General features: G+C 69.2%; 20 protein-coding genes and 1 pseudogene. 17 read left to right on the plus strand and 4 right to left on the minus strand.

From position 1 onward, the window contains the following. Nucleotides 1-7 precede the first annotated feature (7 nt). Nucleotides 8-697, minus strand: a complete 690-nt coding sequence (darT, locus tag ACOJUJ_RS03610; protein ID WP_420125479.1) for a type II toxin-antitoxin system toxin DNA ADP-ribosyl transferase DarT — start codon at nt 695-697, stop codon at nt 8-10. A gap of 178 nt (nt 698-875) precedes the next feature. Between darT and ACOJUJ_RS03615 the strand changes: the two genes are divergently transcribed. Together ACOJUJ_RS03615 and ACOJUJ_RS03620 are read left to right on the plus strand one after the other, a co-directional pair. After that, entirely contained in the window at nt 876-1895 is a 1020-nt protein-coding gene (locus ACOJUJ_RS03615; RefSeq protein WP_420125480.1) for a DUF2332 domain-containing protein, read from the plus strand. 200 nt (nt 1896-2095) lie between these two features. After that, nucleotides 2096-3061 (plus strand): aldo/keto reductase, encoded by a 966-nt coding sequence (locus ACOJUJ_RS03620; RefSeq protein WP_420125481.1) that lies wholly within the window; start codon nt 2096-2098, stop codon nt 3059-3061. Between the two features lie 265 nt (nt 3062-3326). On the opposite strand, the gene ACOJUJ_RS03625 is transcribed toward ACOJUJ_RS03620, so the two are convergent. Both ACOJUJ_RS03625 and ACOJUJ_RS03630 read right to left on the minus strand, forming a co-directional pair. Continuing rightward, complete coding sequence (locus ACOJUJ_RS03625; protein WP_420125482.1) at nt 3327-5048, minus strand: right-handed parallel beta-helix repeat-containing protein; 1722 nt, start codon at nt 5046-5048, stop codon at nt 3327-3329. 245 nt (nt 5049-5293) lie between these two features. Next, nucleotides 5294-5719: a hypothetical protein gene (locus ACOJUJ_RS03630; protein ID WP_420125483.1), complete on the minus strand. Its 426-nt coding sequence runs from the start codon at nt 5717-5719 to the stop codon at nt 5294-5296. A gap of 217 nt (nt 5720-5936) precedes the next feature. On the opposite strand from ACOJUJ_RS03630, the gene ACOJUJ_RS03635 reads away from it, so the two are divergent. The 13 genes from ACOJUJ_RS03635 (at nt 5937) to ACOJUJ_RS03695 (ending at nt 19433) form a co-directional block, all read left to right on the plus strand. Beyond that, nucleotides 5937-7343 (plus strand): ankyrin repeat domain-containing protein, encoded by a 1407-nt coding sequence (locus ACOJUJ_RS03635; protein ID WP_420125484.1) that lies wholly within the window; start codon nt 5937-5939, stop codon nt 7341-7343. 258 nt (nt 7344-7601) lie between these two features. Further along, nucleotides 7602-8945: an APC family permease gene (locus ACOJUJ_RS03640; protein WP_420125485.1), complete on the plus strand. Its 1344-nt coding sequence runs from the start codon at nt 7602-7604 to the stop codon at nt 8943-8945. Then, nucleotides 8942-10045, plus strand: a complete 1104-nt coding sequence (locus tag ACOJUJ_RS03645) for an aminotransferase class I/II-fold pyridoxal phosphate-dependent enzyme (protein ID WP_420125486.1) — start codon at nt 8942-8944, stop codon at nt 10043-10045. The genes ACOJUJ_RS03640 and ACOJUJ_RS03645 overlap by 4 nt, the downstream gene beginning before the upstream one ends. Nucleotides 10046-10087: 42 nt before the next feature. Beyond that, complete coding sequence (locus tag ACOJUJ_RS03650; protein WP_420125487.1) at nt 10088-10513, plus strand: hypothetical protein; 426 nt, start codon at nt 10088-10090, stop codon at nt 10511-10513. A 152-nt stretch (nt 10514-10665) separates the two neighbouring features. After that, nucleotides 10666-11118 (plus strand): hypothetical protein, encoded by a 453-nt coding sequence (locus ACOJUJ_RS03655; protein WP_420125488.1) that lies wholly within the window; start codon nt 10666-10668, stop codon nt 11116-11118. Nucleotides 11119-11684: 566 nt separating this feature from the next. Next, entirely contained in the window at nt 11685-12857 is a 1173-nt protein-coding gene (locus tag ACOJUJ_RS03660) for a DUF2911 domain-containing protein (RefSeq protein WP_420125489.1), read from the plus strand. Nucleotides 12858-12950: 93 nt separating this feature from the next. Next, nucleotides 12951-13142: a hypothetical protein gene (locus ACOJUJ_RS03665; RefSeq protein ID WP_420125490.1), complete on the plus strand. Its 192-nt coding sequence runs from the start codon at nt 12951-12953 to the stop codon at nt 13140-13142. Between the two features lie 2 nt (nt 13143-13144). Beyond that, nucleotides 13145-13849: a hypothetical protein gene (locus ACOJUJ_RS03670; protein ID WP_420125491.1), complete on the plus strand. Its 705-nt coding sequence runs from the start codon at nt 13145-13147 to the stop codon at nt 13847-13849. Between the two features lie 35 nt (nt 13850-13884). Further along, nucleotides 13885-14463: an anthranilate synthase component II gene (locus tag ACOJUJ_RS03675; protein ID WP_420125492.1), complete on the plus strand. Its 579-nt coding sequence runs from the start codon at nt 13885-13887 to the stop codon at nt 14461-14463. Further along, the gene (locus tag ACOJUJ_RS03680; protein WP_420125493.1) at nt 14460-15977 is read left to right on the plus strand and encodes a hypothetical protein; all 1518 of its coding nucleotides are present in this window, start codon (nt 14460-14462) and stop codon (nt 15975-15977) included. Before ACOJUJ_RS03675 ends, ACOJUJ_RS03680 begins: the two co-directional genes overlap by 4 nt. Then, complete coding sequence (locus tag ACOJUJ_RS03685) at nt 15974-16660, plus strand: class I SAM-dependent methyltransferase (RefSeq protein ID WP_420125494.1); 687 nt, start codon at nt 15974-15976, stop codon at nt 16658-16660. Before ACOJUJ_RS03680 ends, ACOJUJ_RS03685 begins: the two co-directional genes overlap by 4 nt. Before the next feature lie 345 nt (nt 16661-17005). Further along, a complete protein-coding gene (locus ACOJUJ_RS03690) occupies nt 17006-17998 on the plus strand; it encodes a hypothetical protein (protein ID WP_420125495.1) in 993 nt (330 codons plus the stop codon). A gap of 436 nt (nt 17999-18434) precedes the next feature. After that, nucleotides 18435-19433, plus strand: a complete 999-nt coding sequence (locus ACOJUJ_RS03695) for a hypothetical protein (RefSeq protein ID WP_420125496.1) — start codon at nt 18435-18437, stop codon at nt 19431-19433. 128 nt (nt 19434-19561) lie between these two features. Here the strand turns inward: ACOJUJ_RS03695 and ACOJUJ_RS03700 are convergent, their stop codons facing one another. Beyond that, a complete protein-coding gene (locus ACOJUJ_RS03700) occupies nt 19562-19771 on the minus strand; it encodes a hypothetical protein (protein WP_420125497.1) in 210 nt (69 codons plus the stop codon). Between the two features lie 685 nt (nt 19772-20456). Between ACOJUJ_RS03700 and kdsB the strand changes: the two genes are divergently transcribed. Next, nucleotides 20457-21242, plus strand: coding sequence for a 3-deoxy-manno-octulosonate cytidylyltransferase (gene kdsB, locus ACOJUJ_RS03705; protein ID WP_420125498.1), 786 nt, complete (start codon nt 20457-20459; stop codon nt 21240-21242). Between the two features lie 5 nt (nt 21243-21247). Further along, nucleotides 21248-22975, plus strand: a pseudogene (locus tag ACOJUJ_RS03710) (CTP synthase). The last annotated feature ends 10 nt before the right edge of the window (nt 22976-22985 follow it).

Here is a 22985-nt window from a genome sequence, read left to right on the forward strand (position 1 = left end):
TGCTCCGTCAGTAGTAATACCAGTCCCGCTTTACCACGACCTTGATGTCGGCAGCAATCGGGTAAGGGGCCATAACGGCCTCGATCCGCGTCTTCATGGGAGCGTTCAGGACGGCGATGCCCGCCACGGCTGACCACGGCAGGTGCTCCCATACCAGGAACTCCGCCTGCTTCCGCCGCTTCCGGTCGTTGTCCTCCGGTTGGTCCGCCCAGTAGCGCGCACCCACGAGATCCCAGTCCACCTCGTCGAGCCGAGCCGGATCGTCGTACCAGTTGGTGAGGGCAGCGAGGCCGTGCCCGTCCGAGAAAACCCAGGGGCGACCGGCCGCCGCGACCCTGTCAATCGAGCTAACCACATACACGATCGGGTTTTGTCCCTCATCATACCCCGCTACCCGCCCCGTGTGCAGGTTCAGGAGCATGACGGACAGCGGCCCGAAGTAGAAAGGAACGTAGTCGTGGATGGTGCCGCCAGGTCCGCACGGGATGGCGCGGAGGCTTCGGCTCGCCTGGACGTTGGTGTTGTGGATGGTGCGGTAGACAAGACCGTCGTTCGGTGTGGCAGTGGGCGCGTGCAGCCCGCCCCTCTGCAGCAGCGTCGGGATGTTGTCCGCGTGGACGATCCGGTAGAGCCACCTGTCGGGCGGGCCCGCATCAGAACCAGTCACCGTTCTCTCGTCGAACTCGGGCAGCCGCATACACCAGCCAGCACGGCGAAGATGGGCACCGCTCCCGCCGCCTGCAAGTGCGCGTCCCGAGTTCGAGCCGCCCATGGCTCCCGCGAACAGCTGGGGGGGAGAAACCTGCGGTGGGCATCGCGCGTAACCCGTCGTCGTTGAGGCGGCGCGCCGAATCCTCCGAATCAGGCAGCATCCCGTGGATCAGAAAGACGCTCACACCCAGCTACGCGCCCGCTACCGCCAGTTCGCCCACAACGAGGCAAAGGGCGTGTCGCCGCTGTACGAGGCGCTGGCCCGCGCCGTCGCGGAGTCGGAGGCGATGCTCGCGTTCATTGCGTCGCTGCCGGGGCCCAAGCAGCAGCCGAACCTGGTTTTCGCGGCGGTGCGGCACCTGTACGGCACGCCGCGCGACGAGGGTCACCTCGACGCGCTCATCGCGGAGCACGCGGAGGCCATCCGCGCCGTCGTGATGGCGCGGGCCACGCAGACCAACGAGCCCGGGCGCTGCGCCGTGGTGCTGCCGGTGTTCGCGCGGCTTCCGCAGCCCCTGGCGCTGCTGGAGGTGGGCGCGTCGGCCGGGCTGTGCCTGCTCCCCGACCTTTACGCCTACGACTACGGCCGCGCCAGGCTGGAGCCGGAGATCGACGTCGGCTACCCGGCGCCCGTCTTTCCGTGCCGCGCGAACGACGCCACGCCGCTGCCGGAGCGGATGCCGCCCATTGCCTGGCGGGGGGGCCTGGAGCTGAACCCGGTCAACGTGTTCAACACGGATGACACGGCGTGGCTGCAGACGCTGGTCTGGCCCGGGCAGGAAGCCCGCGCCGAACGCCTGCACGCCGCCATCCACATCGCCCGCCGGTACTCGGGCGATGTGATCCGTGGTGATCTGACGCGCGAGCAGGACCTGCGCATCCACGCCTCGCGGGCCCCCCAAAACGCCACGCTGGTCATCTTTCACTCCGCCGTCCTGAACTACGTCCATCCCAGGGAACGGGAGCGCTTTGTCCAGACCGTCCGTGACCTGGGCGCCGTGTGGATCAGCAACGAGGGCCCCGGCGTGTTCCCCGAGATCGCCGTCAAGCTGGATGGCCCGCCGCCCAGCGACCGCTTCATCCTGGCCGTCAATGGCGAGCCCGTCGCCTTTACCGGCGGCCACGGCCAGTCCATCGACTGGATCGCCGCATCGCCCGACCCGCTCGCCGGCTCCCTCGCGTGATCCCCACGCTGAGTCCGCGTCGCCATCACGCAGTGCATCGTCAGGGATGATGGACGACGACGACGTGGATACGGACTCAGGAAGCGCCGCGCTGAGCACACGGCGCTGCGCCGCGATCGGCATGGATCGCGCAGGCGGCACCCCGGCCCGGCTTCGTCCCGGAGCCGGGGTCCGTCATTGCAAAAGGATCGAGCACGCAGATGCAGACACGCAAGCTGGGCAACAGCGATTTGGAGATCACGCCCATCGGCTTCGGCTCGTGGGCCATCGGCGGAACGGGTTACGCCTTTGCGTGGGGACCGCAGGACGACCAGCAATCCGTCGAGGCCATCCACAAGGCGCTTGACATGGGCGTCAACTGGATCGACACCGCCGCCGTGTACGGCCTGGGCCACTCCGAAGAGGTTGTGGCGCGCGCGGTGGAGGGATGGTCGGGCGCGCGGCCATACGTGTTCACCAAGTGCGGCCTGGTGTGGGATGAACACGCGGAGGTCAACAAGGTCCTGCGCGCCGATTCCATCCGCCGCGAGTGCGAGGCCAGCCTGCGCCGGCTCAAGACCGACGCCATCGACCTGTACCAGATCCACTGGCCCACGGAGCCCAACGATCCCGACGAGGACGCCGAGGGGTGGCGGACGATGGCGGAGCTTCAGCGCGAGGGAAAGGTGCGCTGGATCGGGGTGAGCAACTGGAACGTGCCGCAGCTGCGGATGGCGCAGGAAATCGCCCCCGTCACCTCGCTGCAGCCCCCGTACTCGCTGATCGACGACGAGGTGGAGCGCGAGATCCTGCCGTTCTGCGAGGCGAACGGCATTGGCACCATCGTCTACTCGCCGATGGGCAGCGGCCTGCTGACCGGCGGGATGACGCGCGAGCGCGCGGCCAGCCTGCCCGAGAACGACTGGCGGAGCAGGAGTGACGAGTTCCGGGAGCCCCGACTTTCCCGCAATCTAGCCATCGCCGACGCGCTGCGCGAGATCGGCCAGGCGCACGGCCGCTCGGCGGGCGAGGTGGCGATCGCGTGGACGCTGCGCCTGCCCTCCGTCACCGGCGCCATCGTCGGCGCGCGCAGTGCCGAGCAGGTGGCGGGCGTGATGAGCGGCGGCGACTTCCGCCTGTCGGACGACGAGATCGCGCGGATCGAAGCGCTGCGGGGCTCGGAGTAGAGGGGCAGGGAATAGGGAATAGGGAATAGCGGGACGGATTCTGGGAGAAGTGGGCGCATCACGCTGTGTCGGCCGGTGCCCCCTCCGCTCGCTGAGGCTCGCACCTTCCCCAAAAAACCCTGGGGGAGGTTTGGGTAGCCGAAAGGTCGGGGGGCGGCATGCCGGAACGTCGATGATCGCCTGCCCACATAACGACGAAGCCCCGCCGGCCGTAACTGGCCGACGGGGCTTTCGATGATCAGCGTTCCCGGTCCCGGGCAGGCCCTCAGCGCACGTACTTCAGCACGTTCGGGGTGGTGCGCCAGGGAGTGTAGTTCACGTTGCCGGCTACGCCGTCGCCGCCCGCGCCCATGGGACCGCCCGTGCTCCCCCACCAGTTGCCGGTCGCGGTGGCGGCCGGCCCGTCGAACATGTACCGCAAGCCCACGCCGGCGTTGTTCACCAGGTTGCAGTTGCTGACGGTGACGGGGGCGATCAGCTGAATCCCGTCACCGCCGCCGTCCCGCACCCCGCACGACGCCACCACCGTCTGATACCCTTGGACCCGCAGCCCCGTCCCGGCCGACGCGCGGATGAGCGTGCTCTCGAGAAGCACGTTCCACCCCAGCTGCACCGCGGGAAGCTCGCTGTTCATCATGGAGTCCACGCGCGAGCGGCTCAGGCGGGAGTTCGGGCTGTCCATGTCCACTCCGGCGCCACCCAGGCGGAACACCGTGCTGTCCACGATCACCCGGTGGTTCCAGTTGGTGGACAGCGCCGCGTGCGTCAGCGCGGTGTGTTCGATGCGGGTGTTGGTCACGTAGCTCGTGCTGGCCACCGGCCCATCGAGCCGCAGGCCACCCCATCGCACGGCGGGATCGGCGGCGGTGAGCAGCACCGGGGCCGCGGCGGTCCCCCGCAACTGCAGCCGGCCTCCGTTGGTGGCCACTATGAACACGGCCCGCCCGAAGATCATCCTCGCTCCGGGCCTGGCGGCCAGCATGCCCGCCGAGTCCACGGTGATGGGGAGGATTACGCGCAGAGGGAGCCGTTCGTCGACGGTGAGCTGCGACCGCAGCGTTCCGCCCCACACGATGATGCTGTCGCTCGCGTTGCCGCGAAGGCTGTCCTGCTCGGCGGGCGTGGGATACAGCTTCGCCAGCGTGGCCACGGACATCTCCGCCGCATGCGACTGTCCGCCCACGATCCGCAAGGCCCGGCTGGTGCCGTTCAGGGTGAGGTTCGACAGCTGCAGCCCCACGTCGCCGCTCCCTTCGATTCGCCCGCCCAGCAGCAGCACGCCGGGCCCGGTCACGCGCACGCCCACGCCGGCCGCGCCGCGCACCACCGATCTCTCCAGGCTGCCGGTGGCGAGCGTCACCGCCGGCAAGTTGCTGGAGGTCGTGGTGTCTACGCGGCTGCGGATCATCCGCGATCCGGGTGACCCGAACTCCACGGCGCGCCCGCTCTGCCGGATGACGGAGCTGTCCACGTACACGGGATGCTCGTCGCCGGTGGTAATGGCCACGTAGTCGTGGTCTACGTGCTCGATGCGAACGTTGGTCAGGTAGCTGGGCGCGGCGGCGCTGCCGTGAAAGGACATCCCGGCCCAGCCGGACGCGGGATCGCTCGCCGTGAACAGGATGCGCGCCGTGTCGCGCCCCCGCGCCACCACTTGTCCCACGTCGGCGTACACGCCCGTGTATTGCTCGAAGCATACAGTCACGCCGGGCGCGATGTTCAGCCGCCCACCTGGGCTTACCACGATGGTACCCGTCACCCGGTGCGGGCTGCCGCTGCGGCTCCAGGTCTGCGGCGTGGTGATGGATCCGCCAGGGTGCACCTCTCCGCCCGTACCGGCGCATTCAGGGGTAATGAGCATCGACGGGCCGCCGGGGGCGGATGCGCGTGCGCCGGGCGCCGTGGGCGCGTCGCATCCACCCAGCACGGCGCCCGCGACAAGGGCGACGGCGGTGGTCCGCACGAGTATGGCTGTCGGGTTCTGCATGACCGGTCAACTCGATGAAAGGGCTTGGAAGGTCGCGCGCAAGAACGGCGGCCGGGCCCGGGATGCGGTGCGGCTGCGCGGCTGACGGCGCGGTATGAACGGGAGAGACCAGCACGGGGAGGGACGGCGCGCGACGCACGCCCGATTATCGGGCGGCCGCTCGCGTGACCGAAGGATAACCAAACCCGCCGCCGCCCGCAATTGTTTGTCTCACTACGGGCGCGACCCAAACTCGCAGAAAAGCGTCAGAGAGCCGCTTTCAGTTGCCGCAGCCATGGACAGGCGGTTCCCCAGGCGATGACGAAGTCGTGGTGATTGAAGCAGATCAGGTAGCTCGCGTCGACGTCCGTCACATAGAACTCGAAGTGATAGCTGTTTGCGAGCAGGCTCCGCAACGCATCTCCGGAGGAAACTTCGGCCATCTCAACTTCTTCGTCCGCATTGAAGAAGAGGATACACGGCCGCGCGCCCACAAAGCCGGATATCCACTGCCATCCATCCTCGTCCTGAACGGATTCGCAGCCAGGAGCCCGTTCCCAGATCCGGCTCGAAGCGCCCCAGCGGACACCCACCCGCTCGCGAAGGCGATCTCGATCCGCGGCGGCGAGAAGTCGGACTTCAAGGTCACATTGGCGGCTGACAGCCAGAATGTCGTCGAGGAGCCAGCGCATGGGCCTGGGTGGTGAGGAAAAGTCGGCGGAGGGAACACATGGTACGTCGCGGCTGCGTGCGACAACAGAGTGGGCGCGTCCCCGCCGGGCCGCCCCCCCGAACGGCCTTTCGCTCGTTCCTGGCGACGGGGCCCGCCTGTACGAACGTGCGGAGTGCGCGTTCCGGTGCTAGCATGCAGCACCAGCCGTATGCGCCGGACCTCGGGATGCCACCCCGATGACCTCCATCGATCCCCATCGTCCCGTCCCGCCCGCCTCCACGCCCGCGGGCGAGCTCCAGGATCCCGCGGCGGCGTTCATCCACGCTGCCTGCGTGCCGCTGGACCGCGCGCACGTATCCGGCACGCTCGCGGAGGCCGACGCCATCCTCGCCGCCCACCCGTCCGTCGCGGCCAGCAGCGTCCACACGGCGGCGATCCTGGGCGATGACGATCCCGTGCGCCGCTTCCTTGCGCAGGATCCCGCGAACGCGACGGCGAAGGGTGGCCCGCGCGCGTGGGACGCGCTCACGCACCTGTGCTTCTCGCGATACCTGCGGCTGGATCCAGCGCGCTCGCAAGGCTTCGTCCGGTCGGCGGCGGCGCTGCTGGAGGCGGGCGCTAGCGCGAACACCGGCTGGTGGGAAACGAATCACCACCCCACGCCGGAGTGGGAGAGTGCGCTGTACGGCGCCGCGGGCGTCGCGCACCACGCGGAGCTTACACGCTTGCTGCTGGCACACGGCGCCGATCCCAACGACCACGAGGTCCCCTACCACGCCCCCGAAAGCTACGACAACGCCGTCTTGAAGGCCCTGCTGGATTCCGGCAGGCTCACGCAGGACAGCCTTGCCGTCATGCTGGTCCGCAAGCACGACTGGCATGACGAGGAGGGCGTCCGGCTGGTGCTGGAGCAGGAGATCGACCTCAACGCACCGCGGCGGTGGAATCCCCTCCATCACGCCATCGCGCGGGACAACGCGCTGGAAACCATCGCGCTGCTGCTGGACCACGGCGCAGACCCCGCCGTCCCCGTACACGGCCGTTCCGCGACCGCCCTGGCCGCGCGCCGCGGCCGCGGCGACGTTCTCCGCCTGCTGGAGCGGCGCGGCATCCCCATCGGCCTGCGCGGCGCCGACGCGCTGATCGCGGCCTGCGCGCAAGGCGACGAGCCGGCCGCGCGCGCCATCGCGGAGGCGGAGCCGCCGGCGCTCGCGGAGATGCGGGCCCAGGGGGGCCAGCTGCTGGCGGAATTCGCGGGTACGGGGAACGCGGAGGGCGTCCGGCTTCTGCTGGACCTGGGCGTCCCCGTGACCGCCGAATACGAGGAAGGCGACGGCTACTTCGCCATCGCGCCGGGGAGCACGGCGCTGCACGTGGCGGCGTGGCGCGCATGGCCCGCGGTGGTGCGGCGGCTCATCGGCCGGGGGGCCGCGGTGGACGCGCTGGACGGGTGGGGCCGCACGGCGCTGATGCTGGCCGTGCGCGCCACGGTGGACTCGTACTGGACCCACCGCCGCTCGCCCGATTCCGTGCGCGCGCTGCTGGACGCTGGCGCATCGATTGGCGGCGTGCCGTATCCGTCCGGCTACGCGGCGGTGGACGAACTGCTCGCCGCGCACATCGCTGAGGGTACGCCGGGGTAGCAGGGCCCCGCAGGGGCGGGCCCGGCGCGACCCGCGGGCCCTCTCCCCCGGACCGCCGTTCGCTCGTTCCTCGCGACGGCGTCCGACCCCTCCCCCAACTTCGGGGGAGGGGTTGTGGCGCTCGGCCGGCTTTGTCGACGCGCGACCGGATTCTCTCTCCGCGAGGAACGAGCGGGGAGGGGGCCTTGCCGCGGGGCCGCGCTCGCCTGATTCTTCCGCATCCCGCCGATCCATCCCCATCCCCGCATCCCCCACCCGATGGCGAACCCGACACCCGCCGCACCCGCGCAGCCGGACGCGCCGCAGCTGGCCCGCAGGCTGGGGCTGTTCGACGCGACGATGATCGTGATGGGCGGCATCGTGGGCAGCGGCATCTTCGTCACGCCGTCAGTGGTCGCGCGGCACGTGAATACGCCGGCGCTCATCGTGGGCGTGTGGCTGGCGGGCGGGCTGATCGCGCTGGCGGGCGCGTTCGTCTATGCCGAGCTGGCGGCGCGGCGCCCGCACGTGGGCGGCCAGTACGCGTACCTGCGCGACGCGTATCATCCGGCCGTGGCGTTCGTCTACGGCTGGGCGCTCCTGCTGGTGATCCAGACGGGCGGCATGGCGGCCGTGGCGGTGACCTTTGCGCGCTACTTTCGCGAGGTGACGCAGGTTCCGCTGGCCGAACCCGTGGTGGCGGGGATGGGGATCGCGCTGCTGGTGGCCGTCAACTGCCTGGGCGTGCGCAGCGGCGGCACCGTGCAGAACGCGCTGATGGTGTTGAAGATCGTCGCCATCGTCGCACTGGTGGGCGCGGGGCTGGCCTTTTCCACGCCGTGGAAGGATTTCGTGCCGGCCCCCGCGCCGCCGGAAGGAAGCCTGCTGCTGGCGTTTGGCGCGGCGATGACGCCGGTGATGTTCTCGTACGGCGGCTGGCAGACGGCCAGCTTTGTCGCCGGCGAAATGCGCAACCCGCGGCGGGACTTGGCGCGCGGGCTGCTGATCGGCGTGCTGGGGGTGATCGCGCTGTACGTGGGCGTTACGCTGGCCTGCATCCACGCGCTGGGCGCTTCCGGGCTGGCGCAGACGACGGCGCCCGCATCCAGCGTGATGCGCCTGGCCTTTGGCGACGTGGGGGCTACGCTGATCGCCGCCGGCATCGCCATCAGCACGCTGGGTTTCCTGAGCCAGGGGATGCTGACGGCGCCGCGCGTGTACTTTGCCATGGCGGCAGACGGCGTGTTCTTTCGCCAGGTGGCGTGGGTGTCGCCCCGGACGCAGGCGCCCGTGGTGGCCGTGGTGCTGCAGGGCGCGCTGTCGCTGCTGATCGCGCTCACCGGCAGCTACGAGCAGATCCTGAGCTACGTGGTGGCGGTGGACTGGGTGTTCTTCGGGCTTACGGCGGGCGCCATCTTCCTCTTCCGGCGGCGGGGCGGGGCCGCGGACGACGGCGCCGCGCGCGTCCCCGGCCATCCGCTCACCACGGCGCTGTTCATCACCGCGGCGGCGCTCATCGTCATCAGCACCGTGCTGGCGGCGCCGGTGGACAGCGCCATCGGGCTGGGGATCATGCTCACCGGCGTCCCCATCTACCTGATCTGGCGCCGGCGCGCGGCATGACGGACGACCCGTTCGGCTCGGAGTACCTGCGCTGGGCCAAGACGCGCACGCCGGCCCGCTGGGACCTCACCTCCAGCGGCGTGCCCTACCTGCCGCTGCGCGAGCTGCCGGTCACGCTGGACGACCTGGAGATCAGCGGCACCGGCGCGTACGGCTATCCCGCGCTGCAGCAGGCGATCGCGGCCCGCTACCGCGTGGACGACGCGTGCGTGGTCGCGGCGATGGGGACGTCGATGGCCAACTACCTGGCCCTGGCCGCGCTCGTCCGCCCCGGCGACGAGGTGCTGATCGAGCACCCCACCTACGAGCCACTGATCGCCGCCGCGCGCCACCTGGGCGCGGAGGTGCGCCACTTTGCCCGTCGCGCGGATGACGGCTTCCGGCTGGATCCGGCGGCGGTGCAGCGGGGGATGACGCCCCACACGCGCGCCGTCGTCATCACCAACCTGCACAACCCCAGCAGCGCGCTGGCGGACGACGACGCGCTGCGTGAAGTCGGCGAGATCGCGGCCCGAGCCGGCGCCCGCGTGATCGTGGACGAGGTGTACCTGGACGCGCTGTGGGAGCCCGCGCCGCGCACCGCGTTCCACCTGGGCAAGGCGTTCATATCCACCAACAGCCTGACCAAGGTGTACGGGCTCAACGGCCTGCGCTGCGGATGGGTTCTCGCCGAGCCGGCGCTGGCGGAGCGGATGTGGCGGATGACGGAGCTGTTCAACAACATCGGCGTGCACGTGGCGGAGCGGATGAGTGTGATCGCGTTCCAGAATCTGGACGCCATCGCCCGGCGCTCGCGTGCGGTGCTGGACGCCAACGCAGCCGCGCTGAACGCCTTTTACGCCGCGCGCCCGGAGCTGGACGCCATGCCGCGCGTCCACGGCACCGTCAGCTTTCCCCGCCTGCGCGGGGAAGATGCGGACGCGCTCTGCACGGTGCTCGTCGACCGCTACGACACCGCCGTGGTCCCGGGCCGCTTCTTCGGCGCGCCCGGCCATATCCGCATCGGCCTGGGTGTGGATCCCACGACGTTTGCCGAAGGGCTGAATCGCGTCTCCCGCGCCCTGGAGGAGCTGTCCGGGAGTCCACGGTCGCGCAGGTGAAACGGGGAGATACCCGCTGCCACATCCACCGGAGGAGAGCAGATGACACACCGGCCCGATCCGCCCGTGCGCGTGCTTCGCTCGCTTCCCCTTGCCGTCGTTGCGGGGATTGCGGTGTCGGTCATCGGCGCTTTGCTCTCCAGATATTACATCGGGCTCCGGATCGCTGATGCCCCCCTCCCAACCGGGCAGGCGTGGGTGAACTACCTGACCATCCGGGTCGTTGCGGGTGCGTGCGTGGGCGCCGGGATTTACGCGGTGGGCTGGCCTCCCAAAGGATGGCTGCGCATGTGCCTGGCCTGGGCCCTGTTCCTTGCGCTCAACGGGGGTGACGTCGACGACTTCGCCCGCTGGTCCCTGGGCTACTGGCTGGAGATCTGGCTCCTGGGAAGCCTGCTCTCAGGCGTGTTCCTCGGCACGCTGATTTACGGGCTGCAGCGCCTCAAACGATTCCAGCCAGCGCCGTGACCGACGCGCGGTGCGGCGCCAGTCGCCCACGTCCAACGAAACGCGTTTGAACGCCACCCCTTGACCGGGACCAACTACGAAATCATCGCCGCGCCACAGGTGCGGGGCGGTGCTCATTCGAATCCATTTCGTACTACGAGCGGAGGAGTTCTATGCAGCGGTGGACGCGGATTGCCGCCGTGACGGCGGGGCTGTCGGTGGCGGGCGCGGTCTTCGGCACGATCACGGGGATGGCCGTGCTGCTGGCGTGGAACCAGATCGGCGGTGGGGACATGATCCGATTCACGCCAGCGGATCTGAGCGTGGTGCTGCAGGCCAGCATGCTCTTCGGGGGCGGGCTGGGCGCGGTGCTGGGGCCGCTTTCCGCCTGGGTGCTGATGCGGCACGTTCCGCTGGGGGTGGCCGTGGGCGGCAGCACGCTCGGCACCCTGGTGAGCGGCGGGATCGGCCTGCTCGTCACCGCCGACCCGGTGGTCGCGATGTTCTACGGCATGGCCGGATTCGGCATCTCCACGATCGCGCTGCGCAGCCGCTACCCTCGCGGCGCCTCGTCCGGCGCCGAAAAGGCGTTGGCGGATCCTGGACCCAGCGCGTTGATTTCCTGAGAGGTGTTGCCAACACCGTCAACAACGTTGACTTCCTGAGGGAGGCGCCGCTCCGCAGATTGCTTTCACGCAAAGCATTGGCGCCGACCGAAGGATCTCGTCTGCCTGACTGAGCAGCCTGAACGGCTCCGGGGGCTGGGCTTTGCGCGACCCGACAAAGATCCTTCGGTCGCGCACAAGTATTTGTGTTCATGAAAGTTAGGGGTGTGCGCTCCCTCAGGATGACAGTGGGGCTGGTGGAAGCAGGCGAGGGTGGCATCCCCCTGCGGGAGCGCCGCACCGAATTGTCACGTGCGCAATCGCTTGCGCGCGGCGAATGACCTCGTCTGCTTCATCGCGGGGCTGGCTTCGGAAAGCGGAGGCCAGCCCCATGGTTGTCGGCGCCGGGTGGCATCGTACCGAGGGGCCGCGGCGCGGCGCCTCGTCCGGGAAATCAACAACCGGGAAATGGGGCAGCACCCGCTCGGACAGGCTCCGCGGGGCCGTGGCGGCTTGTGCGGCGGGCCCGTGCGCTTAGGTTGCGGGGCTACACCCACCAGGACCCGCGAAGGATGAGGAGCCCAACGATGCGACTGAAGGTGACCGCCTGTCTGCGCCCGGCGCTGCTTGCCGGGCTTTTTGCCGCCGCCCCCGCCGCGGCGCAGGTGGACAGCGCCGCGCTGGTGACCGTGCTGGGGCGCGACACGCTGGCGCTGGAGCGCTGGGTCCGCACGCCTGAGCGCGTGACGGCCGAGGCGGTGGTCCGCTCGCCGCGCACCACCGTGCGCCGCTACGTGCTGGACCTGGCGCCGGACGGCCGCATGCGGCGCTTCGAGGAGCGCACCTTCGACCCCGCGCAGGCGGGCGGCGCACCCGTGCGCACGGACGTGTACGAGGCCGCGGAGGACGGGTGGACGCGCACGCTGTCGCAGGGCGATTCCGTGGCGACCGCGCGCGTGGAAGCGCCCGCGGAGTCGCTGCCGTGGGTAGACCTGGTGCACTGGCCGTTTGAACTGGTGCTGATGCGCGCCCGGGGAGGGCAGGGAGGCGCGGCGCCTCTCCTCTCCGGCGGGCGGCCGCTGGCCTACACCGTCACCCCTACGCAGGGCGGCGGCTGGACGCTCACGCACCCGTTCCGCGGCCCGTCGGTGGCGCAGGTGGACGCGCAGGGTCGGCTGCGTTCGCTGGACGCGGCCGGCACCACGCGCAAGGTGATCGTCACACGCCAGCCGTGGGTGGAGATCGACGGGGTGGCCACGCGCTGGGCGCGGGCCGACAGCGAAGGGCGGGGGATGGGCGAGCTTTCCGGCCGCGGTCGCGAGGAGGCGAGCGTCGCCGGCGCGCGGATCGTGGTGGACTACGGCCAGCCGCAGCGCCGCGGACGCGACATCTTTCCCGGCATCGTGCGCTGGGGGCAGGTGTGGCGAACCGGCGCCAACCGTGCCACGCACATCACCACCGACCGCGCGCTGGTGCTGGGTGGCGCCGAGGGAACGCTGGAGGTCCCCGCGGGCGAGTACACGCTGTTCTCCATCCCCGAGGAGAACGGCGGCTGGCTGATCGTCAACCGCCAGACGGGCCAGAACGGCACCGCCTATGACAGCGCGCAGGACCTTGGCCGCGTGCGCATGCGCCTGGCGATGACCGACGAGCTGGTAGAGGCCTTCACCATCCACGCCGACGCCGTCTGCGGCGACGAGGGCGTGCTGCGCCTGGCGTGGGACGACACCGAGTTCTCCGTCCCCTTTCGCGTGCGGTAGGGACAAAGCTGGCGGGTCGCGGGCTTGACGCAAGGCGCAAATCCACTAGACTCCGACCGGAACGTGGCAACGGCACCCAAGACGGGAGATGGGATGAAGAACTCTCGACCCGGCGGCGGGCAGCAGGCGCGGTTTGAGCGGCCGCCCGTGCACGTGAGCAAGAGCGGCGTCCATTCCGTGAACCCGGCGGACATCCTGCGAAGCTCCGTGGGCCAGGCCGAAATCCGGAAGGCCGCCGACGCCGCGCGTGCGTGGGGGGTCAACGGCAAGCACGCAACGAAGTAAACATGCCGTTCAACGTACTCCTCCTACCCTTGCTGGGAGGGTACGTCTTTCTGCGGTACTGGAATCGCACACGCTTCTCTTCGCGGCGTTATTCCGGCGAGCGGCTGCTGTTTCACGCGGCCATCGCCGGTATTTTGTTTCTGACCGCCGCATTCGCCGCAACGCGGTTTCTGAACTGGAGCTACCCGGAACTGGGCCTCTGGTGGCGGCGGATGCTGCCCTTTCCCTATGCCGGGACGGCGTTTTTGGCATTCGCCTTCGGCGGACTGATGTGGATTCCGCTCAACTGGATCTCTCGTTCTCGCATGGAGACCGCCGACCAGTCGATCGAGGAGACGGGAGACTACCTCGAAACGATACTCGTGCGGGCCATCCGCCGGACCAAGCCTGTGTCGACGACGCTCAAAAGCGGAAAGGCCTACATCGGCTTCGTCGTGGGGAACCTCGATCCTTCGTTCGATCGGCGGTTCATCTCGCTCCTGCCCTTGCAGAGTGGGTATCGCAACGAGGAACATCAGCTGGTCCTCAATACCGACTATGCAAGCGTGTATGAACGGATCAGCGCCGAGGGACGGCCGGAGCCGCAGCTGGATGAGTTGATGAAAGACTTCATCATCGTCCTACCGGTCGGCGAGATCCAGTCGGTCAACATCTTTGACCGCGACGCCTTCCGACTTTTCAGCGAGCAGTTCGAACTGGCGGCGTAAGACTGAGCATCTACGTGAAGCAAAATCTGTAAGCGATGATCCTGGTTATCGATAACTACGACAGCTTCACCTTCAATCTCGTCCAGTATCTGGGGGAGCTGGGGGCGGAGATGGAGGTGCGGCGCAACGACGAGCTGTCCGTGGACCAGATCCGCGAGATGGCGCCGGAGCGCATCGTCATCTCGCCGGGGCCGTGCACGCCCGCCGAAGCCGGCGTTTCCGTGGAGGTCATCCGCCGGCTGGGGCCCACCACGCCGATCCTGGGCGTGTGCCTGGGCCACCAGTCCATCGGCGCGGCGTACGGCGGCGACGTCGTCAGGGCCAGGCGGCCCATGCACGGCAAAACGTCGCCGATCCGCCACACCGGCGAGGGGATCTTTCGCGACGTGCCCTCGCCGTTCACGGTGGCGCGCTACCACTCGCTGGTCATCGAGCCGTCCACGCTGCCGGAGGAGCTCGAAGCCATCGCGTGGACGGAAGAAGAAGGGTGGCGCGACGAGATCCAGGCAGTGCGCCACCGCGAGCATCCCGTATGGGGCGTGCAGTTTCACCCCGAATCCATCGCCAGCGAGCACGGACACGACCTGTTGCGCAACTTTCTGAGCATCGGATGAGGGCGCCCCGCTCCGCCGTCCTCGCGCTGGTCCTGGCCTTTGCCTTCGCGTCCGCCGCGGGGGCGCAGGCGCAGGTGCAGATCAGCGGCGACGACCACAGCAACGCCGCCCGCATCGCGCGCGAGGTGCTGGCGCGAAACGCGTACGTCTACATCGACCGCGACACCATCCTGGGGCCGGAGTTCCGCACCCCGGGCGACCTCGTCGTCTACGACGCGGAGGTGCGGCTGGAGGGGAGCGTGGAGGGCTCGGCCGTGGTCCTGGGCGGCGACTTCTGGATCCGGCCGGGCGGGCGCGTGGGCGGATCGGTGGCCGTCATCGGCGGCGGGGTGTACCCGGCGGGGCTGGCGGTGGTGGACCGCGACTCCATCCACTACACCGACCCTCGCGCCGGGCTGCAGATTGAAACGCGGCCCACGGGGCGCGACGGCGAGTACGTGGCGGTGGCGCAGATCACCCATCCGCCGCGCCCCGCCTTCTTTGCGCCCGCGGTGGGCCCGTTTCCCACCTACGACCGGGTGAACGGGCTTACCCTTTCCGCCTCCGCCAACATCAACCCCACGCGCGAGCTGGGCGGGCCGGTCTTCAACGTGTGGGGCTCGTACCGGTTCGAGCAGGAGAACAAGCTGGGCGGGGGCGTGCGGTGGCGGGTTCCGCTGGGGACGGAGAACCTGCAGCTGACCGGCGAGGCGTCCCGCGCCACCCGGACGATGGACGGATGGATTCGCGGCGACGTGGCCAACTCGGTGCGCGCGCTGGCGCTGGGCCGCGACTACCGCGACTACTGGGACGCCGACGTGCTGCGGGCGATGGTGGAGCGCCCCGTGGGCAAGCCGCTGATCGCGGGGGAAACGTGGCTGGGGCCGCGCGTTGGCGTGCAGGTGTCCAACGACCGCTCGCTGCAGGCCCGGGGCCCGTGGGCGCTGCTGGACCGCGAGGGGCTGGAGCGCTTCAATCCGCCGGTCGCGGAGGGGACGATTGTCTCGCTGCTGGCGGGAACGGAGTACCACTGGCGGGGCATGAGCTCGTCGTTCGACGGCGACGTGAGCCTGGAGCACGCGCTGTCCGCGCCGGGCGACGCGGAGTTCACGCAGACGCTGGTGCAGGCCACCTACCTGTCGCAGGCGCTGCGCACGCACACCATGCGCGTGTACTTTCGCGGCATGGCGCCCATCGGCGGCGACGCGCCGCCGCAGCGCCGGGGCATCCTGGGGGGCGGCGGAACGCTCCCCACCGAGCCGATCGCGCACTTTCGCGGCGACCACCTGGTGTACATCGAGTCCAGCTACATCGTACCCGTCAACAACATCATCCTTCCCGTGGTGGGCCCGCCGTCGCTGGAGGCCGTGCACCTGGCCGGCGCCGCGTGGACGGGCGACGACGAGCCGCTGTGGGTGCAGAACGCCGGCGTGGGGGTTATCTTTGCCCTGGCGCGGGCGCGGATAGTGATCAACCCGGCCGACCGGCCGTTCTCGCCCAAGTTCAGCTTCGGCTTCTACATCCCGCAGCGGTGACGGACCAGGACCGGGAGGCGGCGCTCATCTGGAGCTGGATGGCCAACGCCGACGCGTGGACGCGCGCCGTGCGCGAGGGCCGCATCGCCAGCCGGCGTCTGGCCACGGACGCCGCCATCGTACAGGCGGTCGCGGAGCTCCAGCCCGGGCGCGTTCTGGACCTGGGGTGCGGCGAGGGATGGCTGATGCGGGCGCTGGCGGAGCGGGGGATCGAGGCGATCGGGCTGGACGTGTCGCTGGAACTGGTGATGGCGGCCGAGGAGACGGGCGGCGGCCGCTACCGCTGCTGCAGCTACGACGAGCTGGTGGACGACCCCACCCGCGCCGGCGGCCCGTACGACGCCATCGCCTGCAACTTCTCCCTGTTGAGCGCGAACCTGGTACCGCTGCTCACCGCATTGCGCGCGAACCTGGCCCCCGGCGGCGCGCTGGTGATCCAGACGGTACACCCCTGGACCGCCGCGGGCGACGAGGGCTACGCCGACGGCTGGCGGACGGAGACCTTCGACGCGTTCGGCGGCGAGTTCGCGGAACCGATGCCGTGGTACTTTCGCACGCTGGGATCGTGGACCGATGCGTTGCGCGGCGCCGGGTTCCGCCTCGCCACTCTCCGCGAGCCGATCCACCCGGAGACGGGACAGCCCGCGTCGCTGCTGATGGTGGCGGAGATCGCGGCGGGGTGAGCGGCAGGGTGAGAGCGGAGAGGGACGAGTGGGGCGACGAGCACGGGGCGATGAGCGGGTAAACCCGCTGCTGGGAAAGCGACAAGCCCCGCACAAGGCTCGCGGAGCTCGCCAGGCGGGGCTTCACCTGCTCGTAGCCGCACGTCCGAGGATTACACCCACAGCATCGTAGCCGAACGCTCCAATGACTGGTCGCCGCGCCCGCCCTCTGCAACCACCGGCGATACACGCGGTGAATCCCGGGATGCCCGCCGTGCGTACCGGAGCCTACTTGTGCGACACGAGCGTGGCAAACACATTTGTCTTCTCTTCCGCACACCCTTCCCGAACACCACCACCACATCAATGACACGCAACACGCTCCGGCGCGCGCTGCTCGCCGCGCTCACGCTTTGCACGCTTGCGCCCATCGCCGTGGACGCGCAGATGGTCGGCCGCATGCGGGACCGTGAGCTGGCTGCCAGCGGCGCGCCCCAGCTGTACGACGCCGTCGCGTCCATTCACCCCGAGTGGCTTCCGGACGGCGGCGCCAACCGGGTGGCGGTGTTTGTGAACGGCGCGTACCGTGGCGACGCCAGCGAGCTGCGGAACATCCAGACCGACAGCGTGAGCACCGTGCGGCTGGAGACGCCGGGTTACGCCGCGCAGTACCTGCGGCGGTATCCGGCGGGAACGTTTGACCGGGTGATCCTGGTGACGATGCGCGGCAGCGCCCCCGCTCCACGGGGGCGTTTCACCATCGCGTTCCATGGTGGGTCGAGCGTTGCATCGCTGGCGTCGCTGACCCGGCAGGAGCTTCGCGCCACCGGCTATGGCGCCCAGAAGCAGATCATCCCCGGCGACGTCCTCACGTGGAAGGAGACGGACGACAAGGCACCGTTCACCACCGGCGGCAGTGTCGGCATCCGGATCAAGGACCGGTGGGGGGTGTCGGTCATGGGAATGCGCACGTGGGAGGGATGGGCAGGAGGCTTTAGCGACGCCACCAAGCGGGTGGTGAGCACCCGCATGACCAGCTCCGAGGCGGCGGTCCTGGCCACGGCGGAGCACAGCATCTTTCGCCTGGGCGTGGGACCCACGTACCAGCAGGCGGAATGGAAGTGGACCACCGCCTGGTGCGGCTGCAAGGACCCGCGCTCGGAAGAAAGCAGCTCCCTGGGCGTCGCGGCCGAAATGGTGACGCGCGTGCCGCTGGGCCGCTTTCCCGTGAGTCCGTCGCTGACCTTTCTTGGACGCTACTACCCGCCCGAGGAGGTCACCTACCTGCCTCCCGATTCCCGTATGGAGGTAGGCGGATTCATGTTCACGATGGGCATGGGACTGTCGGTGCACTTCTGACGGTGCACCATGGGATGCGGAGGGCGGGGGTGAGCGCGCGGGATGAGCGGGGCGGGGATGAGCGGGTAAACCCGCTGCTGGGAAAGCGACAAGCCCCGCCCGGGGCTCGCGGAGCTCGCACAGGGCGGGGCTTCACCCGCTCGCCGCCGCGGGGCCGAGCATCGCCGCCGCATCATCGCTGGCCAACGCCCCCCTGTCATTTCGGAGGAGCGCCGCGGCGAACCCGTCATTGCCACCGGCCCCGGCGCGCGACTGAAAGATTCACCGTCCGGCTCTCCGTACCTTCTCGCAGCGCCTTGCCCGGCTGGGATCACCGACGCCATACGCGGCGAAATCCACAACACCCGGCGTACGCATGGCCCGCTTGTGCGACCCGGGCGCCGCAAACACATTTGTTTTCTCTTCCGCACACGCTCCAGAACACCACCACCACTGAATGACACGCATTACCCTTCGGCGGGCGCTGCTCGGCGCGCTCACGCTTTTCGCGCTTGCGCCCGTTGCCGTGCACGCGCAGATGGTCGGCCGCCTCCAGGATCGCGACCTGGCGGCCAGCGGCTCGACCATTCTGTACGACGCCATCGCCTCCATTCACCCGGAGTGGCTTCCGGCCGGCGGCGCCAACCGGGTGGCGGTGTTCGTAAACGGCACGTACCGCGGCGACGCCAGCGAGCTGCGGAAGATCCCGACCGACAGCGTGGCAAGCGTGCGGCTGCAAACCCCGGGCTACGCGACGGAGTACCTGCGCCGCTATCCGGCGGGCACGTTCGACCGGGTGCTCCTGGTGGCGACACGCAGCTCCACCCTCAGTCCCCGGGAGCGTTTCACGGTATCGGTCCATGCCGGGATGAGCGTATCCTCGATTTCCTCTTTGGTCGAGCGAGGGATGGAGAAGGCCGGGTACGAGGATCCTTTCGTCAGGTATCGTGACGTAATCGTCGCGTTCAAAAGCCCTGCCACGACCGTTCCGCTGGCCGTGGGCGGCACCATCAACTACCGGATGCGCGGTCGATGGGGAATGGCGCTTACCGGCCTGCATACGCGCGCGGCATGGGCCGGGCGGTTCAAGCCCGTTGCTCCACCCCTGAAGGCCGTAAGCACCACGGCCACGACTTCGGAAGGCGCGGTACTGATCACGGCGGACCAGAGCGTGTTTCGTGTGGGGGTGGGGCCGGCATTCCAGCGTGCGGACTGGGAATGGGCGTCCGCGCCGTGCCAGTGCGAGGACCTGTCGGCCACGCGGACCTCGGCCTTCGGAGCGGCCGGAGAGATCGTGGCGTCCATTCCTCTGCCTCGGGTCCCGGTGCGGCCGAGTATGCGGGTGTTCGGCCGCTACTACCCGGACCAGGAGATCGAGGCCGGCGCCACCGGCGAACGGTTTCAGGTGGGTGGTTTCACGATGGCGATCGGGCTGGGACTGAGCACGCACTTTTGACGCTGGCGTAGAGGCGCCGTCCGGACCGCGAACGTCCGATACTCCAACAGAATCGCCTGCGGCCGAATACCGGCCGCAGGCGATTCTGCGCATGCGGTGGCTTCGGTGCGAAGCCCCGCGCGGCGGTGCTAGTAGATGCAGTCGCAGGACTGGTCCATGTAGTTGCAGACGCCGCCCTGCGCCCCGGATGCGATGCATGCATCGCGGCACCCCTTGGGCCTGCATTGCCCCTTCGCCGCGCCTTCCGCCGGCTGGGCGACGATGCTGCTCGCGCCAAACGCAAGCACGCCCAGCGTCGCGATGCCAAACAACGCCCGATTGATGCGCCCGAACTTCATGTGAACCTCCGGGTTGTTGGGGAGATGAGGACTGCACCGCCGGAACGCGGGGATGCCCCACGTCTGGATCGAACATATACATACGTAATCAGACAAACAAGGATGTTGATTCCAGGCCGTGTATAGAACCTTGTGTGCACGCCTCAGGCTGGGACGTGACTGCTCATGACCTGCGGCTGCACACCGGTATCGTCTCCCCCCAAACGGGTCGGACAACTGTTGGATAAAGTACCTATTGCGACATTGCACGCACATTCGTCGCGATTCCGCTGCGGGCTACGTCCGGGCCGTGAATGCGACAGGCTTCGTCTCCACTTCCTTGCGCTCGCGGAACGGGGCTTCAACCGCACCGTGATGAGGCTCCCGCCTCGCCAAAGCGCTTCTGACGTGCGGCTACGAGCAGGTGAAGCCCCGCCTGGCGAGCTCCGCGAGCCTTGCGCGGGGCTTGTCGCTTTCCCAGCAGCGGGTTCACCCGCTCATCACCGGGGCTGCCGACACACGATCTCCCCCACCGCCACCCTAGCCGCCACGCCCCCATTCGACTACCTTCCCTTTTCCACCGAACCACACCCACCGCGCGCGTACTTCACGCCGCCGACGCGCAGTCTTTGACAAGCGCGCCCGGCGGCACTATGTTGTTGGCGTGATTATTGCAAGCGATCACGCGGCTTCCCCCTCTGCGGGTATGCTGACTGCCGGCGTTCTCGGCGTCATCCCAGCCCGGCTGTCTTCTCAACGGCTCCCCGACAAACCGCTGCATTCCATCGCCGGCAGGCCCCTCATTGAATGGGTCTGGCGCCGCGTCGTGCATTTCGGTCTGTTCGACACCGTCGTGATCGCCACGGACAGCGCGCGGGTGGCCGAGGTGGCGCGCGCGTTCGGCGCCAGCGTGGAGATGACGCGGGACGACCATCCCTCCGGCACCGATCGGGTGGCCGAGGTGGCGCGGCGCGCGGAGTACGCGGCGTTCGGCACCATCGTCAACGTGCAGGGCGACGAGCCGTTCGTCACCCGCGAACACCTGCGGGTGGCGGTGGAGCTGGTTCGCGACGGCGGGTGGGACGCGGGGACGGTGGCCACGCCGATCGCGACCGCGGACGAGTGGCGCGAGCCGTCCGTCGTAAAGGTGGTGCGGGCGGACGACGGCGCGGCGCTGTACTTTTCCCGCGCACCCGTCCCGTTCAACCGCGACGCGGAGCCCGGGCCGGACGACTTTGCGTCGGGGCTCTACCTGCGGCACGTGGGCATCTACAGCTACCGGCGCGACGCCCTGCTGCGCTGGGTGGCGCTGCCGGAGTCGCCGCTGGAGCACATCGAGAAGCTTGAGCAGCTGCGGCCGCTGGCGGCGGGAATCCGCATGGGCGTGGCGGTGGGCGCGCCGGCCGAGGGCGGGGTAGACACCCCCGCCGACGCCGCGCGCGCGGAGCACATACTGAGCAACATGCATCGAACCCAAGAGGCACTGGCATGACGGCGATGAACACGACCCCTACCAAGTACATCTTCGTGACCGGCGGCGTGGTCTCGTCGCTGGGCAAGGGGATCGCCGCGGCCTCCATCGGACGGCTTCTGGTAAACCGCGGGCTGCGGGTCACCATCCAGAAGTTCGATCCGTACATCAACGTCGATCCCGGCACCCTCAGCCCGTTTCAGCACGGCGAGGTGTTCGTCACCGACGACGGCGCCGAGACGGACCTGGACCTGGGGCACTACGAGCGCTTCGTGGGCGAGTCGCTTTCCATCGCGAACTCCATCACCACCGGGCGCATCTAACAGGAAGTCAACCAGAAGGAGCGCCGTGGCGAGTTCCAGGGCGCCACCGTGCAGGTGATCCCGCACATCACCGACGCCATCAAGGGCGCGATTCGGCGTCTTGCTCCGAATCACGACGTCGTCATCACCGAGATCGGCGGCACGGTGGGCGACATCGAGTCGCTGCCGTTCCTGGAGGCCATTCGCCAGTACCGGCAGGAGGTGGGGCGCGAGCACACGCTGTTCGTCCACCTTACGCTCATCCCGTACATCGCCGCGGCGGGGGAGCTGAAGACCAAGCCCACGCAGCACTCGGTGCGCGAGCTGATGGAGATCGGCATTCAGCCCGACATCCTCATCTGCCGCAGCGAGCACCCCATCCCGCCCGAGATGCGGCGCAAGATCGCCCTGTTCACCAACGTGGACGTGGCCAGCGTGATCGAGGCGGCGGACGTACGGAGCATCTACGAGGTGCCGCTGGAGTACCACAAGCAGCGGCTTGACGAGCAGGTGTGCCACAAGCTGGGACTGCCCGCCGGAAAGACGAACCTGACGGAGTGGGAGCGGCTGGTGGAGCGCATCCGCCGGCCCAGGAACGGCACCGTCAAGGTTGCGGTGGTCGGCAAGTACGTGGCGCTGGTCGACAGCTACAAGTCCGTGCAGGAGGCGCTGTACCACGGCGGCATCGCCAACGACGTCAAGGTGCAGATCGAGTGGCTGTCGTCCGAGGACTTCGAAAACGGGCAGACGGCGGACAAGCTGGCGGACTTCCACGGCCTGCTCATCCCCGGCGGCTTCGGGGTGCGCGGCGTGGAGGGGATGCTCTCCGCCATCGGCTGGGCGCGTGAGAGCGGGCTGCCGTTCTTCGGCATCTGCCTGGGGCTGCAGACGGCGATCATCGAGTTTTCGCGCTCCGTCTGCGGGCTGGCCGAGGCGCATTCGGCGGAGTGGGAGCGCGACACGTCCGATCCCGTCATCTGCCTGATGGACAGCCAGCGCCAGGTGACCGACCTGGGCGGCACGCAGCGGCTGGGGGCGTACACGGCCCGCCTGGCGCCGGGATCCAGGTCGGCCGAGATCTACGGCGGCCACGAGATCAGCGAGCGCCACCGCCACCGCTACGAGGTGAACAACGCGTACCGCCCGCAGCTGGAAGAGGCGGGGATGCGCATCAGCGGCACCTCGCCCGACGGCAACCTGGTGGAGATGATCGAGCTGCCGTCGCACCCGTGGTTCGTGGCCACGCAGGCGCACCCGGAGCTCAAGTCGCGCCCGGATCATCCGCACCCGCTGTTCGCCTCCTTTGTCCGCGCCGCCATGGACCGCCGCGACGGGCAGGAGCAGACGTCGATCGAACTGCCGTCCGCGAAACCGGCGGCTTCGGCGCCGGCGCAGGCGGAAACGTCCGCGGCGGAGCAGGCGCCCGAGCGCACCGCCGGGGTAACGGCGTGACTGATTCGGG

Source organism: Longimicrobium sp. (assembly GCF_048594345.1).
Classification (GTDB): Bacteria; Gemmatimonadota; Gemmatimonadetes; order Longimicrobiales; family Longimicrobiaceae; genus Longimicrobium.

What these genes read in the sequence shown, in the direction of transcription:
- darT (WP_420125479.1), bottom strand. Translation starts at nt 697, where the DNA reads ATGCGGCTGCCCGAGTTCGACGAGAGAACGGTGACTGGTTCTGATGCG.
- ACOJUJ_RS03620 (WP_420125481.1), top strand. Translation starts at nt 2,096, where the DNA reads ATGCAGACACGCAAGCTGGGCAACAGCGATTTGGAGATCACGCCCATC.
- ACOJUJ_RS03625 (WP_420125482.1), bottom strand. Translation starts at nt 5,048, where the DNA reads ATGCAGAACCCGACAGCCATACTCGTGCGGACCACCGCCGTCGCCCTT.
- ACOJUJ_RS03630 (WP_420125483.1), bottom strand. Translation starts at nt 5,719, where the DNA reads ATGCGCTGGCTCCTCGACGACATTCTGGCTGTCAGCCGCCAATGTGAC.
- ACOJUJ_RS03635 (WP_420125484.1), top strand. Translation starts at nt 5,937, where the DNA reads ATGACCTCCATCGATCCCCATCGTCCCGTCCCGCCCGCCTCCACGCCC.
- ACOJUJ_RS03640 (WP_420125485.1), top strand. Translation starts at nt 7,602, where the DNA reads ATGGCGAACCCGACACCCGCCGCACCCGCGCAGCCGGACGCGCCGCAG.
- ACOJUJ_RS03645 (WP_420125486.1), top strand. Translation starts at nt 8,942, where the DNA reads ATGACGGACGACCCGTTCGGCTCGGAGTACCTGCGCTGGGCCAAGACG.
- ACOJUJ_RS03650 (WP_420125487.1), top strand. Translation starts at nt 10,088, where the DNA reads ATGACACACCGGCCCGATCCGCCCGTGCGCGTGCTTCGCTCGCTTCCC.
- ACOJUJ_RS03655 (WP_420125488.1), top strand. Translation starts at nt 10,666, where the DNA reads ATGCAGCGGTGGACGCGGATTGCCGCCGTGACGGCGGGGCTGTCGGTG.
- ACOJUJ_RS03660 (WP_420125489.1), top strand. Translation starts at nt 11,685, where the DNA reads ATGCGACTGAAGGTGACCGCCTGTCTGCGCCCGGCGCTGCTTGCCGGG.
- ACOJUJ_RS03665 (WP_420125490.1), top strand. Translation starts at nt 12,951, where the DNA reads ATGAAGAACTCTCGACCCGGCGGCGGGCAGCAGGCGCGGTTTGAGCGG.
- ACOJUJ_RS03670 (WP_420125491.1), top strand. Translation starts at nt 13,145, where the DNA reads ATGCCGTTCAACGTACTCCTCCTACCCTTGCTGGGAGGGTACGTCTTT.
- ACOJUJ_RS03675 (WP_420125492.1), top strand. Translation starts at nt 13,885, where the DNA reads ATGATCCTGGTTATCGATAACTACGACAGCTTCACCTTCAATCTCGTC.
- ACOJUJ_RS03680 (WP_420125493.1), top strand. Translation starts at nt 14,460, where the DNA reads ATGAGGGCGCCCCGCTCCGCCGTCCTCGCGCTGGTCCTGGCCTTTGCC.
- ACOJUJ_RS03690 (WP_420125495.1), top strand. Translation starts at nt 17,006, where the DNA reads ATGACACGCAACACGCTCCGGCGCGCGCTGCTCGCCGCGCTCACGCTT.
- ACOJUJ_RS03695 (WP_420125496.1), top strand. Translation starts at nt 18,435, where the DNA reads ATGACACGCATTACCCTTCGGCGGGCGCTGCTCGGCGCGCTCACGCTT.
- ACOJUJ_RS03700 (WP_420125497.1), bottom strand. Translation starts at nt 19,771, where the DNA reads ATGAAGTTCGGGCGCATCAATCGGGCGTTGTTTGGCATCGCGACGCTG.
- kdsB (WP_420125498.1), top strand. Translation starts at nt 20,457, where the DNA reads ATGCTGACTGCCGGCGTTCTCGGCGTCATCCCAGCCCGGCTGTCTTCT.